Below are 13,123 nucleotides of genomic sequence, written 5' to 3' on the forward strand. Positions count from 1 at the left end.
GGTGCTGAGGGTTACAGTTCATAGCCGTAACTGTGGATGATTTGCCTGGCGGTTTCGCTTCCAAGAAAAGCTAAAAGGTCTTTGGCTGCAGCATTGTCTTTGCCGCGGGTCAGCAATACGGCGTCTTGGCGCAGCCTGGGGTATTGGTTCTGAGGCACCAGCCAATATGAACCGGGAATCGCGTGGCCTTCCTCGTAGATCTGCGACCAGGCGATAAAGCCGAGTTCCGCGTTACCGGTTGCTACGAATTGATAGGTTTGGGTGATGTTTTCGCCTAACACGAATCGCGATTGCAGTCGTTCGGCCAAACCCAAATTATCCAGCACCTTGATCGCTGATTCACCGTAGACCGCTACTTTGGGATTGGCAATAGCCAAATGTTTGAACTCCTCTTGCTCTAGCACCGAGCCTTGGTCGTCGACAAAGCCAGGGCGTGGGCTCCACAGCACCAGTTTGCCAATGGCATAGGTAAATCGTCCTTCGGCAATTGCCAGACCATCTTGTTCGAGGCGGTTCGGGGTATCCTGATCAGAAGAAATCAGTAAATCAAACGGGGCGCCATTTTTGATTTGCGCATAAAATTTGCCGACTGTACCGTAAGCAATGACAGTTTTATGTCCGGTTGCCAGCTCAAAAGCTTGCGCGATTTTCTGCATCGGACCATTAAAATTGGCGGCGACGGCTACATTGACTTCACCGGCATGACTTGAAAGAGAGATTAAAAAGAGAACAAACAGCGTGAATGGCTTGATACGCATGGAAAGACTCCTAAAACAAGGTGAGATTGTTGCATTTGTTTAAGCGTTAGGTCAAATTTGTCATAACGCTAAATAAAAGGCAAAAAAAATGCCAAATATAAAGGGCTTATCAGTTGATGCGTAAACTCAGTCGGGAACGTCTTTGCCGGAAACCAAAGGTTCATGCTGACTTGCTAACTCCAGCAGTGCTTTGATTTCATTATGGGATGCAGAGTTGATGCTTTCTTCCAACGCCGTGTAACGGGCCAGTAAATCCTCGCCTAATGGCGTCAGAACCGTTCCACCTCCGCCTTTACCGCCGCTGGCAGTACTGACGACCGGCCGTCCGAATCCCAGGTTAAGACTATCAATCAATATCCAGGCGCGTTTGTAGGGCATGTTGAGCGATCTTGCGGCGGCTGCTATCGAGTGTGTTTGATCGATCAAACGCAACAAGTCGATTTTGCCGGGGCCAAGTGCAATCGTATCCCCAATATAAATGCGTGGGCGCACTAAATGGGGTTTGTTAGTATTTGTCGTAGTCATGCAGGGTAGCCTACCAAAAACGGCGCTAGTCCACTACTTCAAGATACTGTTCGACCGGGCCGCTTGAAGTCGTTTTAGCCTTTTTTGGGTACTGTTTTCTAAAATTATAAATTACCGTAATGTATATGTCGTTATATCGAAAAGGTTAAAAACTAGCTAATTAATGTCGAATTCCCTACAAAAAGCAACAAGTTTGGTATTGATTGCGACATAAAGAAGTAGGCATTGGAAGTTCGTTATGAATTTAAATTAACAATGGCCTTTGAAAAGCTGAAAGATGTATTTTCGGTATGATGAAGTATCACAATCCATTTCCTAATAGATAGTCAAACACCTTTTAAGCGCTTTGCTTAAAGCTATTTCAGGCCGGTATGTGAAAGCGACGGTTTTAGCAAGGCAGTAAACACTGATTCCCTCTATTAGATTCATGTCCCGGGATGCTTTCAACGAAACACCCGCCACCCAAATGTTGCCACAGTCTATTTGAACCAATACACCGTTTTCGCTGGAAATGATCGTGCAAATCCGGCCCCGGATCTGATTTTGTATTGAAATACCCTGCACGTTTCCAAGCGAAAGAGCAATTTCGTTCGACGAGATGGCGATAGTCGTTAAGGCACCAGTTGCCAATTCCTTGTTTAACGGCAATATGAGTTCGGTGCCGAAGCTCTCCGCCATAGTGCAGCCGTTCGGAATATCGTGATTGATGATTTTTGCGACCATCAAATTTTCAATTTGATTCGAACTGGTTTGTTGAAACACGTCTTTTTGAATCATGTCTTTGCTCCATCGTTATGTTGTTACATATATAATGGAAAAGCATAAATTGAGCCATTTAAAACCGTATCAGGAAATGTGAGTATGAAAAACTCAACTACTTAATTGCACTGGCTAAGATCGGTCATTTCGGCCGGGCGGCGGAAGCCTGTCATATATTCCAGACGGATTTCAGCTCGGCTATTCAGAATTTGGAAGAAGAATTGGGCGTAACCCTGGTGCTGCGGGGCCAACGCTTTATGGGTCTGAGTCCGGCAGGAGAAAGAATCCTGCAGCGCGCACAGCCCCTTGCTGCCGATTGGGAAAGCCTGATGCAGGAAGCCGCGACCTCAGCGGGGCAATTGTCCGGTATTTGCGTATTGCCACTGCATCGTCAAATTCGGTCTGGTCAAGCCGCATCAAACGCATACTCCCCAACTGCTAACGGCGGCCCTGGAAGATCGCTGATACGCTTAGTCTACAAGAGCGTTTCGACGCTTTGATAAGCATTGCCTATTGACCTATTCGTATAATCAATTGGCCCGCTGAATCGCTAATGGTCGAAAATACTCTGGCTCAGGAAAGTCATCACCCTAAGCAAAGCGTATTCTTATTTGGCATAATTCGTGCTTTAATTTCGATATGTAGTTAAGTACATAAAGTAAAATGCGATTTTTGCTTCAGATTGTTTGTAATAATTGCTACAAACCCTTTTAAGGTTGTAACGAAACGGACACGAGACGAACGGATGCTGACAATCGTTATATACATGGATACATAAATTGATTATATAAATCGGGTGGCTTATGCGAAAGTTTATCTTATGTGCGTCAATGTCGTTTTTATCTCAGGCGGTTACTGCAAATCCCGATATTTTCAAATTGGGTGTGATCGAAGTAACCGCCAAGTCCGGGGAGGAAAAATTCAGCGGCAAGGAAACTATAACGGCCGAAGACATCGCCCGTTACAATCGGAATGATGTGGCTTCGGCTCTGAACCTGTTGCCCGGCGTATCAATACAGAACTTGGGTCAGCGCAACGAGCGTCTGATTTTCATTCGTGGCTTTAATTCGCGCCAGGTGCCGTTGTTCATGGACGGTATCCCGGTCTATGTCCCCTATGACGGAAACGTCGATTTGAATCGTTTTACGACCTTCGATATCGGCCAAATCGACGTCAGCAAGGGCAATGCTTCGGTAATGTATGGCCCGAATACTTTGGGCGGCAGTATCAACTTAATCAGTCGAAGGCCCTCTAAAGAGCTGGAAGCTAATTTAACGCTAGGCATGGGTATGGATTCGCAGTTCGACGACAACACCTACCAAACGGCGTTGAACATCGGATCCAATCTTGGTTGGGGCTATATCCAAGGGGGATTTTCGTTTCTGGATCGACAATCGTTGCGTTTGTCCGATAATTTCAATTCGACGGCTTCCGAGGATGGCGGCATCCGGGAAAATTCCGGTAATACCGATTACAAGGGCAGTGTAAAAGTGGCATTGACGCCGAACGAGACCGACGAATACGCGGTCGGTTTTAACACACAAAAAGGTCGTAAGGATACACCGCCATACGCCGGCACCGACTCTTCGGTGCAAACGCGGTATTGGCGCTGGCCTTATTGGGACAAGGAAAGTATATTTTTTATGTCGCGTACGCAATTCGTCGATGTTCATACGATCAAACTTCGTGCTTACCACGATACCTTCAAAAACAGCTTGATGTCATTCGATAGTGCCAGTTACAGCCGGATAACCCGGCCCTTTGCTTTCGACAGTCAATACAATGACTATACGTTCGGCGGTGGGATTGAATATGTCAACACCTGGTTTAATCACCACGAAATTAAATTAGGGTTCAATTACAAACAGGATGTACACCGAGAAATCGATAATATCGATACTTCAACCCACGTCAATACCCGACCCAAAACCCCTGAAGAACGCTCGTCAGACGAATATTTTTCGTATGCGATAGAAGACGTTTATACGCCGGCCGATGCCTGGCGATTCGTGTTCGGAGCAAGTTACGACCGGCAACATCGCTTGCAGGCACAAAATTGGGCGAATACCAAGATGCAGTTTTTTCCTTTTAGCAATAAAGATGCTTACAATGCTCAGGGCGCGGCCTTTTACGAACTGTTCAAGGATTTCATCGTCCATGCCAGTCTGGCGCATAAAACCCGTTTTCCGACGATCAAGGACCGCTATTCATTTCGGCTTGGCAACGCCTTGCCGAGTCCCGATCTGCAATCCGAAAAAGCATTAAATTACGAGTTCGGTGTCGACGGTAAGGCGATTGGCATGCTCGATTATGGTGCGGCCATTTTTTTCAATCAAATCGACAGCGCTATTGAGGAAGTCACGCTAGACAGAAATTTTTGTATCGCTCAAAAGCTAAATCCACGCTGCTTCCAGCAACAAAACATCGGCGAACAGGAAAATCTTGGCATAGAACTGTATTCGACTGCGAATATAAACGAGCAATGGCGTTTGCATGTCAACTACACCTGGTTGGACCGCAACAATATCACGAACCCCGATATCAAGCCGCTGGATACCATCAAACACAAGGTGTTCGTCAGCGTTGAATACGAGCCGTTTAAGTATTTGCGCCTGCTGGCCAGTGCCGAATACAATTCGGATCGGTTCAGTGACACGCTTGGTGTAAGAGTTGCCGATGAATTTGTCATAGCTAATCTGAAAGCGACTTTTCCGGTCCATGACAACTTCAATGCTGAATTCGGCGTCAACAACGTCACCGATGAAAATTTTGCCTATCAGGAAGGCTTTCCGGAACAAGGGCGTAATTATTTCGCTAACCTGAATTTGCGCTATTGAAGCCAAGGAGTCAAGCCATGACATTTCGTTGCCTATTTATCCTGATTGCAAGTTTGACCGCCTGCGATGCATCGGCCAAACAAACGTTGACAGTGTTGACGGCCTATCATGAAGAGGTCGTCGCGCAGTTTGAAACCGCGTTCGAACGTGACCATCCCGACATCGACGTCAAGATCATCTGGCGTATGCCGCACGATGCACTTCCCTATCTGCGGCAACGCAATCAAGGTGGTGTAGACGTCTATTGGTCGGCTTCACTGCACAATTATTTACAATTGAAACAGGAAGGTGCCTGGCAAAAACTGAAATTAGACCGTGACGGACTGCCGGAAAAGCTGGGGGTAATGCCGCTGATCGATCCTGACGGTTTTTACTGTGCGACTGAAATGGCCGGATACGGGTTCGTGGTGAATCCCGGTTATATGAAAAAACACCGTTTGCCGGAACCGAAAACCTGGCAGGATTTGATCGATGCGCGTTATAGCGGGCATATCGCATTAGCGGTGCCATCCCGATTCGGCTTTGCGCCGCTGATGATCGGCAGCGTGTTGCAACAATACGGTTGGGAACGTGGTTGGGCGTTGTTTTCCGAAGTGGCCGGTAACGCACAATTACTCGAACACAACCGGGGTTTCATCACTGACGTTGTCGGTTCCGGCAAACTGGGTATTGCGCCTAGCCTGGACTTTTTCGCCACCTCGGCGCGAGCGAACGGAGCGCCGCTGCAATTGCTATATCCCGAGCCGGTCGCTTATTCGCCTGCGCACATTGCGATAACCGCATCGACCCGGCAGGCACAAGCCGCCCGGCAGTTCGTCGGATTCATCCTGTCGGCGCAAGGGCAACGGCTATTGTTTCATCCCGATATCCGCAAATTGCCGGTTCGTCCGGCTGTTTACGCCGATAAACCCGAAGGCCAATTCGATCCGTTCGCAGCGGCGGTCCTGCATTCACCGGTTTACGACCCATCCACTACCTTACCCAGGCTGGCTTTGCAGAATGCGTTGTTTGATCTGTTTCTGACCGAGCGGCACGACCAATTAAAACCGCTGTGGCAGCGCTTACATGAGTTGGAGACGCAGAATAGCCGATCGGACGAGACACTGGCTGAAGTCAGGCATTTACTGACGGCCGCTCCGATCAGCCTCGACTTGGCAAGTGACATCTCTGTACAACAAAGCTTCGAAAAGCGCATAAAAGATGCGGATGCCGACATGCAGGCTAAAAGTCTGGAGAATACCTGGCGTAGTGATATCAGTCGAAAATATCAACGCGCCGAGCAATTGCTGGCAGCCTGGAGACATTGACGATGCGTGCTGGAAAACTGCTGATGTCGCTGTTAATTTGCCTGTTCGCCCAGACTGCAAAGTCTGAAAACGCTTGGGTGACAGATGACGAAAGCAGGGAAGCCTTTGCTCAAATTTACGCAGGTGTCGGCAAAGAGCTATCCGACCTTGCCTTTCAGGGGCGAAATTTATTCAGGCAAAGCTGGGTTATACCGCCTGCATCCGATATCGATAGTGCCGGCCTCGGGCCGCTTTACAACCAATTGTCCTGTCTCGCTTGCCATCCGAAAAACGGACGCGGGATGCCTCCGGAGACACCTGATCAGATGATGCGCTCTATGTTGGTCAGGTTGAGCCTACCCGGAAGCAACGAGCACGGAGGACCGCGCCCACATCCTGTGTACGGCGATCAATTGAATGAACAAGGTATTCCCGGCATCCCGGGTGAAGGCCGCGTTCGAGTCAGTTATCAGGAAATTGTCAGAATGTTGCCGGATGGGGAAACGATCCATTTGCGCCGCCCGATCTACACATTCACCGATTTGCAATACGGCCCCTTGGAACCGGAAATACTCTATTCGCCCCGAATCGGACCGCCGGTATTCGGCTTGGGTCTGTTGGAAGCGGTGTCTGACTCTGCAATCATGCAATTGGCAGAGCGTGGGCGGCAACAGGGGGTTAACGGACGGCCCAATTGGGTTTGGGATAGTGAGAAACAGCAAAAAACGATTGGCCGCTTTGGGCTGAAAGCCAATGTTGCGAAATTGAAACAGCAAATAGCCGGTGCGTTTATTGGCGATATGAGTATCACTTCGTCGCTGCATCCGATTGAGAATTGCAGTCTTACCCAAACTGCCTGCCAACAAGCGCCGTCGGCCCGGCAGCCGGAATTAGACGATCGTCAACTCAAGGCAGTACTGACCTATCTGCGTTTGTTACAAGTGCCGGCAAAGCGCGCTGCAGACGATTCGATGGTGCAGCAAGGTGAACGGTTGTTTGTTTCGACTGGCTGCGCCGCCTGCCATTCCCCTTCTTTGCAAACCGGCGACTTTCCGGAAATGCCGGCGTTATCGCAGCAGACTCTTCATCCTTACACCGATTTATTACTGCACGATATGGGTGAAGAACTGGCTGACGATCGACCCGATTTCGAAGCAAGTGCCCGCGATTGGCGTACACCACCATTATGGGGCATCGGATTGATCAAGAAAATTAACGGACACAGCACCTTTTTACATGACGGACGAGCCCGTAATAAGATGGAGGCGATTTTATGGCACGGTGGTGAAGCTCAGTTCGTGCGAACGCGATTCGAACAACTACCGTCACTTGAACGCAGGAGCATTATCCGATTTTTGGAATCGTTATGATTTTTTTAGTTTCCGAACATAAGAGCATTTTCGGATAGAATGCAACTCATCTGAAACAGAATCTGGATCACAATAATGAGCGAAACAGAACAACAGCAGCCGGGCAAAGATAAAAAATCGGCTGAGCGACTAGTCGAAGGCGAATTGCGTATCGCTGGCGCATTTACCTGGAAACTCTGTAATTTGCTGGCCGCAATTGAATCCACCGGGTCTCTTAATCGCGCGGCGAAACAGGTTGGACTGAGTTACAAAGGTGCATGGGAAATTCTGGAGCGTGCCAACAATCTCTCACCGCATTTGCTGGTTACGACCTCAATCGGCGGCAAGTATGGCGGAGGAAGTGTGTTGACCGACTCTGGAAAAAGTCTGCTGAAACTATTAGTCAAGCTTCGAAACGAGCATGATCAGTTTCTGGAGCGCGTCAATCAGGAATTGGCCAACAATTCCGAATTCAATTACTTAATCAGGAGAACATTTATGAAAGCCAGTGCCCGCAATCAGTTTTTTGGTACCGTCGTTGACATTCACGATGGCGGCATCAATGTCGAAATCAACATAGAACTCAAAGGAGGTGATTATCTAGTTGCCGCAATAACTCAAGAGTCACTGAAAAATCTGGGTATCGTTAAAGGCGTAGAAGTTGTCGCGCTAATCAAAGCCCCACAGGTATTGATCGTTGCGGACTTGGGGCCCTATAGGCTCAGTGCGCGCAATCAATTGTCCGGTAAGATTTCGAGGCTGCACAAAGGGGCGGTCAATACGGAAGTGGTGGTACAACTGCCAGGAGGTAATTCGGTCTATGCAACAGTCACTAATGACAGTGTTGATGAATTGAATCTGGAAGAGGGTGTTAATGTGCTTGCTGCATTCAAGGCCAATGCGGTTTTTTTAGCGGTGATGTCTCTGGATTAATCTAAAACATCCAGTCGTCAGGGATAGGGGATAGCCATCTTGCCTGACTGAGGTAAGCGAAATCTGTTGTATGTTCCTTTTAGGCTGGATAGGATAAATCAAGGTTGACTGCTAAATAATCCTGGTATTACCATTAACATAAACGTAATACCAGGAGAAAAGCAACATGCACAAAGTAACCTCCAAAAGACAAGTGACGCTACCGCAATCGGTTTGCAATGCCATTTCCTTGCAGCCAGGGGATTATGTCGAAGTTTTTGCCCGTGACGGCGTGGCGCATATCGTCAAGATGACATCCGAAAGCATTGCGGGTAAGTTTAGTTACCTGCTCAAAAATCAAGCATACCCCACAGCTGAGGATATAAAAACCGCTCTAAAACAACGTGCTGTCGATAAGTTTGTGGCTGATGATCGCTATTGACACCAACGTTTTGCTTCGGTATTTATTTAAGGGCCGTAGGATGCGGTGACGGTAGGAACCGCATCAATCGAGAACGATGCGGTTCGTTTCTCACCGCATCCTACCGCGCTAGACCTGAATCCATTCGCTTGCAAATGTTATGTTCTCAATATTCGTAGTGATAGCGAAGCTGAGCGATAAAGATATGGTTTTCAACAACTTTATAGACAAGTCGATGTTCATCATTAATGCGTCGAGACCAATAGCCAGAAAGGCCGTGTTTCAAAGGCTCTGGTTTACCGATACCTTCAAAAGGGTCGCGCTGAATATCCTTAATCAAAGTATTTATCCGTTTAAGCATGTTTTTATCGGTTTTTTGCCAGTACAGGTAGTTTTCCCAAGCTCTGCTGGAAAAAGTAAGATTCATTCTATTAACGCGTGCTCGGTACCGTTCCCTGCCTCAAGCTCCGCAATCGACTCTAGTAGGTGGCGAGCATTTGCAGGGGATCGGAGCAGGTATGCTGTTTCTTCCATGGCCTGATAGTCTTCTAAAGAAATCATTACTACAGGCGCTTCTCTTTTTCGGGTAATGATCACGGGATCGTGGTCATTACACACTTTTTCCATAGTTTTCGCTAGGTTAGATCGTGCAGTGGTGTAGCTTATGGCGTCCATCGGGGCCTCTCTAAAATTATCATGTACGCGAAATTGTACAGATAGTCTAGCGGCACATAATAAGGCCGTCAATCCGGCGCAAATTTCGTTAGCTACGTTCTCTACCTCTATGCCGGTTACGGCTGGTGTTAGTTTCCAAAAATAGGAGCGAGTAACAGGGGCAAAAGGGTCAGTTCTAGTTTCATAGCCTTTTTTGGAAAGGGGAAATAGAAAGGCCTGGTTTATTTTCAACCTGCCTCCGTTCGCACCAAGATTCACTGCTAGTGTAAGATAGGTCGCACATTTTTCCCGAACAGTTAACCATCGGCCCGATGCGTAATATTTCTGAATATTGTCACAGTACCAATTTGATCGGTGTTACAACAGCGTGTATTGCCAGCTCTCTCTTTAATGAAAATCCGAAACCGTTGCACATTGCCGGAACTCGCGAATCGGCCTCGGGTTTATTTGAGCAATTGACCGGACAGCATTCGCCCGATGACTGCGGTCAGCTATTTCAGGATTACATGTGTGTAGTTTTTGGTTTCGAAACGGAGCAACGATTAGGCGATGATGCATCCGGCAGACGGCGTTATCGTAATAGCTATCTCAGACTGATTCAGGATTGGGGGCTGGATTCCAATAATGCGCAGGGTGCGGTTCTCAAAGGCTGGGTCGAGAGCCGCTTCGGGTTGTTTCCAACCTATCATAAACAGCCAATAGCCAGTTTCAGCGGCAAACCTTGGATGAGCTATATCGAGGAAAAGATGAACAGTCGTTATCATAATAACTGTATCTACATGCAGCTGGATCTTCTCTATGAATATTGCCAGTGGGTTATCGAACGCTTCCGAATTCCGGCAAAAAGCCATAAAACCCTTTATCGCGGCGTTAATGATGTGGATGACTGGATCATTGAGGACGAAAACAAGCATCAAAAAATCATCCGTTTCAATAACGTTGTTTCATTTACCGACCGTCGTAGTGTCGCCGGCGAATTCGGTTCCTATATTCTGAAGGTTGAAGTGCCCATGGTTAAACTGATTTTTTTTAATGAACTGCTGCCTCATCATGCCTTACGCGGTGAATCCGAGTATTTGGTCATCGGCGGTGATTATCGGGTTAACCTGCAACGATAAGCGAGAAAAATTATGACTGATCAAAAAATAGTGGATAGAGCATTGGGCGCTTATTTGGGTTTTGCCTGCGGTGATGCGCTAGGCGCGACGGTTGAGTTTTTATCGCCGAATCAAATTCAGAAACGATACGGTATTCATAAGGAGATAACCGGCGGCGGCTGGTTGGCCTTGACGGCCGGTGAGGTGACCGATGATACCCAAATGTCGCTGGCGTTGGGGCAGGCAATTATCGATCATCAGTCATGGAATCTTAATGCTGTTGCGGGCAATTTTGTCAGTTGGCTGGAAAGCGATCCACCCGATATTGGCAATACCTGTAAGCGCGGAATCGTGCGCTACCGGGACACCGGTGAGTTATCCGGTTTGCCCCGCGATGATGATGCTGGAAACGGCGCGTGTATGCGCAATTTGCCGGTGGTTTTGGCGACCTTGAACAGGCCGGATTATTTTGATGAATGGAGTCTGCAGCAATGCCATATCACGCATCATAACCCCTTGTCCGATGCGGCGGTTTTAGCGCTTGGCCGCATGGTCAAGCGCTTGATTCATGGACAAGATAAGAGTGCGTGTTATCAGGAAGCCGAATGGTTGATCAATCAGCATGGCGATTTTGCTTACAGCCCTTATTCGGGCAAAGCATCGGGCTATATTGTCGACACCGTACAGACCATTTTGCATTATTTTTTCAATTCGGACAGCTTCGAATCCTGTCTGATTGAAACCGTCAATCAGGGCGGGGATGCCGATACGACAGGAGCGCTGGCCGGAATGCTGGCAGGTGCTAGATACGGGTTGGAAGGCATTCCGGAGCGCTGGTTAACTCAACTGTCACCGCAGGTCGCCGCACAAATTCGCTCGCAAACCCTTGAGCTATTGAAGTTTGCTGAGTCTCAGCCGTCTTAATTAATATTGGTAAACCCCCGGCTATGCCGGGGGACTCTCAAAGGTTTGACCATAAGGCGGTCGCAACGATGCTCTTATCTCGACCAAAAGATAGGAGAATCGAAAATGAGAGAATATCAAAGTTTGAGCCATAGCAAATGGGATTGCAAATACCATGTGGTGTTTATTCCAAAGCGCAGACGCAAAGCCTTGTTTGGTGGGTTGCGGCAGCATTTGGGAAAGTTATTTCATGAGTTGGCTCGGCAAAAAGGCTGTGAGATAGTAGAAGGTCATTTGATGGTAGATCATGTGCACATGTGCATCAGCATTCCACCGAAATATGCAGTGTCCAACGTAGTTGGATACATCAAGGGCAAAAGTGCGATTTCAATAGCCAGGAACTTTAGGGGCAAGACCAAGAATTTCACGGGTGAAAATTTCTGGGCGCGGGGTTATTTCGTATCAACAGTTGGCCTTGATGAAGAAATGGTGAGGAATTACATCCGCGAGCAAGAGCGTGAAGAAGAACGTTACGAGCAACTAACGCTCTTTGGGCAAGCAAATCCGCCTTTAGGCGGTTCATGAACATGCCCCTTTGAGGGGCTAACAGATATAAGCCCCCGGCTTTGCCGGGGGTGATTAATTGTCGGCGTAAGCCATAACGCCGTAGCTGAAAGTAACTGCGTCATTGTGAAATGGGGTGGAGAGCAACTGGAAGCGAAAAGGCAGTCCGTAGGATAACGAATCCGATTCGGCAGGGCAAGGCGGCGAGTCTGCGGTTCCATGACGAAGCCTGAAAATCATCAGTTACGTTGACATGGCGAATGAAACGATGACTGGGCCTACCAAGTGGTTGGGAGCGGAATGTCAGGAAGGTAAGTTGAAGTAAGTGGGGAGACCTGCCGCTGAGGTGACGGTGGCAGGAGTCAGAGCCCTCATAGTAGTGACTCAGTAGATTGACAGAGAGAAAAAAGAAGTCGCTCCCTGGAGAAGCGGAAAAGAAATCTCCAACAACAAGACGTTGTGTGAAACGCCTCTCTGTTACACGTCCAATAGACTGAAGAAATCACGGTAAGCAAAGCCGTGCCGAGCGAAGGGGGGCAGGAAGAGAAATGGGAGGACTACATATAATGCAGCTGAGACAAGCTATTTCGGCAGTGTTGGTAACAACTAAACAAGAAACAGACAGCCATGACCGTTGGTCGTGGGTAGAAGCATCACTATGGACGAAACCTATGTTGACAGCGCTGGACAACGGCGTAGAAGGGGCAAATGGTTTAATGCCAGATGCCTATTTTGCTAGCCTTGGGCTTTTCACCATGAAAGAAGTTCATCGTATAGCTTGTCAATCCCGATGAGGAAATTCTCGACTGGAGAGCCGTGTGCGGGAAAACCGCACGCACGGTTCGGAGGGAGGGGAGGTTAATAGCCTTCCCTACCCCTATCTCAAAGGTTTGACCTATAAGGCGGTCGCAACGATGCTCTTATCTCGACCAAAAGATAGGAGAATCGAAAATGAGAGAATATCAAAGTTTGAGCCATAGCAAATGGGATTGCAAATACCATGTGGTGTTTATTCCAAAGCGCAGACGCAAAGCCTT

At 48.0% G+C, this 13,123-nt stretch carries 15 protein-coding genes and 1 pseudogene; 11 read left to right on the top strand and 5 right to left on the bottom strand.

Annotated features, from left to right (window positions below; all coding sequences use genetic code 11):
• Nucleotides 1-11: 11 nt before the first annotated feature.
• The 3 genes from modA to Q7V32_RS15125 all read right to left on the bottom strand — a co-directional run bounded on the left by modA (nt 12) and on the right by Q7V32_RS15125 (nt 2,060).
• Nucleotides 12-758, bottom strand: coding sequence for a molybdate ABC transporter substrate-binding protein (gene modA / locus Q7V32_RS15115; RefSeq protein WP_304897808.1), 747 nt, complete (start codon nt 756-758; stop codon nt 12-14).
• 126 nt (nt 759-884) lie between these two features.
• Nucleotides 885-1,283 carry a winged helix-turn-helix domain-containing protein gene (locus Q7V32_RS15120; RefSeq protein WP_304897809.1) on the bottom strand — a complete coding sequence of 133 codons (399 nt, stop codon included), beginning with the start codon at nt 1,281-1,283 and terminating at the stop codon, nt 885-887.
• Between the two features lie 315 nt (nt 1,284-1,598).
• Nucleotides 1,599-2,060 carry a hypothetical protein gene (locus tag Q7V32_RS15125; protein ID WP_304897810.1) on the bottom strand — a complete coding sequence of 154 codons (462 nt, stop codon included), beginning with the start codon at nt 2,058-2,060 and terminating at the stop codon, nt 1,599-1,601.
• A 68-nt stretch (nt 2,061-2,128) separates the two neighbouring features.
• On the opposite strand from Q7V32_RS15125, the gene Q7V32_RS15130 reads away from it, so the two are divergent.
• From Q7V32_RS15130 to Q7V32_RS15155, 6 genes are all read left to right on the top strand, one after another.
• Entirely contained in the window at nt 2,129-2,542 is a 414-nt protein-coding gene (locus Q7V32_RS15130; protein WP_304897823.1) for a LysR family transcriptional regulator, read from the top strand.
• A gap of 330 nt (nt 2,543-2,872) precedes the next feature.
• On the top strand, nt 2,873-4,879 hold the full coding sequence (locus Q7V32_RS15135) for a TonB-dependent siderophore receptor (RefSeq protein ID WP_304897811.1): 2,007 nt from the start codon (nt 2,873-2,875) through the stop codon (nt 4,877-4,879).
• Between the two features lie 17 nt (nt 4,880-4,896).
• Nucleotides 4,897-6,186: an ABC transporter substrate-binding protein gene (locus tag Q7V32_RS15140; protein ID WP_304897812.1), complete on the top strand. Its 1,290-nt coding sequence runs from the start codon at nt 4,897-4,899 to the stop codon at nt 6,184-6,186.
• A 2-nt stretch (nt 6,187-6,188) separates the two neighbouring features.
• Nucleotides 6,189-7,535 carry a di-heme oxidoredictase family protein gene (locus Q7V32_RS15145; RefSeq protein WP_304897813.1) on the top strand — a complete coding sequence of 449 codons (1,347 nt, stop codon included), beginning with the start codon at nt 6,189-6,191 and terminating at the stop codon, nt 7,533-7,535.
• Nucleotides 7,536-7,610: 75 nt separating this feature from the next.
• Nucleotides 7,611-8,447: a TOBE domain-containing protein gene (locus tag Q7V32_RS15150; RefSeq protein WP_304897814.1), complete on the top strand. Its 837-nt coding sequence runs from the start codon at nt 7,611-7,613 to the stop codon at nt 8,445-8,447.
• Between the two features lie 166 nt (nt 8,448-8,613).
• Nucleotides 8,614-8,868: an AbrB/MazE/SpoVT family DNA-binding domain-containing protein gene (locus Q7V32_RS15155; protein ID WP_304897815.1), complete on the top strand. Its 255-nt coding sequence runs from the start codon at nt 8,614-8,616 to the stop codon at nt 8,866-8,868.
• A gap of 145 nt (nt 8,869-9,013) precedes the next feature.
• Here the strand turns inward: Q7V32_RS15155 and Q7V32_RS15160 are convergent, their stop codons facing one another.
• A complete protein-coding gene (locus Q7V32_RS15160) occupies nt 9,014-9,274 on the bottom strand; it encodes a Txe/YoeB family addiction module toxin (protein WP_304897816.1) in 261 nt (86 codons plus the stop codon).
• Nucleotides 9,271-9,753 carry a type II toxin-antitoxin system Phd/YefM family antitoxin gene (locus Q7V32_RS15165; protein ID WP_304897817.1) on the bottom strand — a complete coding sequence of 161 codons (483 nt, stop codon included), beginning with the start codon at nt 9,751-9,753 and terminating at the stop codon, nt 9,271-9,273. Before Q7V32_RS15165 ends, Q7V32_RS15160 begins: the two co-directional genes overlap by 4 nt.
• 80 nt (nt 9,754-9,833) lie before the next feature.
• Between Q7V32_RS15165 and Q7V32_RS15170 the strand changes: the two genes are divergently transcribed.
• The 5 genes and pseudogenes from Q7V32_RS15170 to Q7V32_RS15190 all read left to right on the top strand — a co-directional run.
• Entirely contained in the window at nt 9,834-10,640 is an 807-nt protein-coding gene (locus Q7V32_RS15170) for an NAD(+)--dinitrogen-reductase ADP-D-ribosyltransferase (protein ID WP_304897818.1), read from the top strand.
• A 12-nt stretch (nt 10,641-10,652) separates the two neighbouring features.
• On the top strand, nt 10,653-11,543 hold the full coding sequence (draG, locus tag Q7V32_RS15175; RefSeq protein WP_304897819.1) for an ADP-ribosyl-[dinitrogen reductase] hydrolase: 891 nt from the start codon (nt 10,653-10,655) through the stop codon (nt 11,541-11,543).
• A gap of 105 nt (nt 11,544-11,648) precedes the next feature.
• A complete protein-coding gene (tnpA, locus tag Q7V32_RS15180; protein ID WP_304897820.1) occupies nt 11,649-12,107 on the top strand; it encodes an IS200/IS605 family transposase in 459 nt (152 codons plus the stop codon).
• A gap of 545 nt (nt 12,108-12,652) precedes the next feature.
• Nucleotides 12,653-12,880: a hypothetical protein gene (locus Q7V32_RS15185; protein WP_304897821.1), complete on the top strand. Its 228-nt coding sequence runs from the start codon at nt 12,653-12,655 to the stop codon at nt 12,878-12,880.
• 157 nt (nt 12,881-13,037) lie between these two features.
• Nucleotides 13,038-13,123 (top strand): annotated as a pseudogene (locus tag Q7V32_RS15190) (IS200/IS605 family transposase); the annotation flags it as partial.

This window comes from Methylicorpusculum sp. (genome assembly GCF_030651835.1).
Taxonomy (GTDB): domain Bacteria; phylum Pseudomonadota; class Gammaproteobacteria; order Methylococcales; family Methylomonadaceae; genus Methylicorpusculum.

Bases quoted from the DNA above. Each gene is read 5' to 3' on its own strand.
- modA (WP_304897808.1), bottom strand. From the start codon at position 758: ATGCGTATCAAGCCATTCACGCTGTTTGTTCTCTTTTTAATCTCTCTT.
- Q7V32_RS15120 (WP_304897809.1), bottom strand. From the start codon at position 1,283: ATGACTACGACAAATACTAACAAACCCCATTTAGTGCGCCCACGCATT.
- Q7V32_RS15125 (WP_304897810.1), bottom strand. From the start codon at position 2,060: ATGATTCAAAAAGACGTGTTTCAACAAACCAGTTCGAATCAAATTGAA.
- Q7V32_RS15135 (WP_304897811.1), top strand. From the start codon at position 2,873: ATGTCGTTTTTATCTCAGGCGGTTACTGCAAATCCCGATATTTTCAAA.
- Q7V32_RS15140 (WP_304897812.1), top strand. From the start codon at position 4,897: ATGACATTTCGTTGCCTATTTATCCTGATTGCAAGTTTGACCGCCTGC.
- Q7V32_RS15145 (WP_304897813.1), top strand. From the start codon at position 6,189: ATGCGTGCTGGAAAACTGCTGATGTCGCTGTTAATTTGCCTGTTCGCC.
- Q7V32_RS15150 (WP_304897814.1), top strand. From the start codon at position 7,611: ATGAGCGAAACAGAACAACAGCAGCCGGGCAAAGATAAAAAATCGGCT.
- Q7V32_RS15155 (WP_304897815.1), top strand. From the start codon at position 8,614: ATGCACAAAGTAACCTCCAAAAGACAAGTGACGCTACCGCAATCGGTT.
- Q7V32_RS15160 (WP_304897816.1), bottom strand. From the start codon at position 9,274: ATGAATCTTACTTTTTCCAGCAGAGCTTGGGAAAACTACCTGTACTGG.
- Q7V32_RS15170 (WP_304897818.1), top strand. From the start codon at position 9,834: ATGCGTAATATTTCTGAATATTGTCACAGTACCAATTTGATCGGTGTT.
- draG (WP_304897819.1), top strand. From the start codon at position 10,653: ATGACTGATCAAAAAATAGTGGATAGAGCATTGGGCGCTTATTTGGGT.
- tnpA (WP_304897820.1), top strand. From the start codon at position 11,649: ATGAGAGAATATCAAAGTTTGAGCCATAGCAAATGGGATTGCAAATAC.
- Q7V32_RS15185 (WP_304897821.1), top strand. From the start codon at position 12,653: ATGCAGCTGAGACAAGCTATTTCGGCAGTGTTGGTAACAACTAAACAA.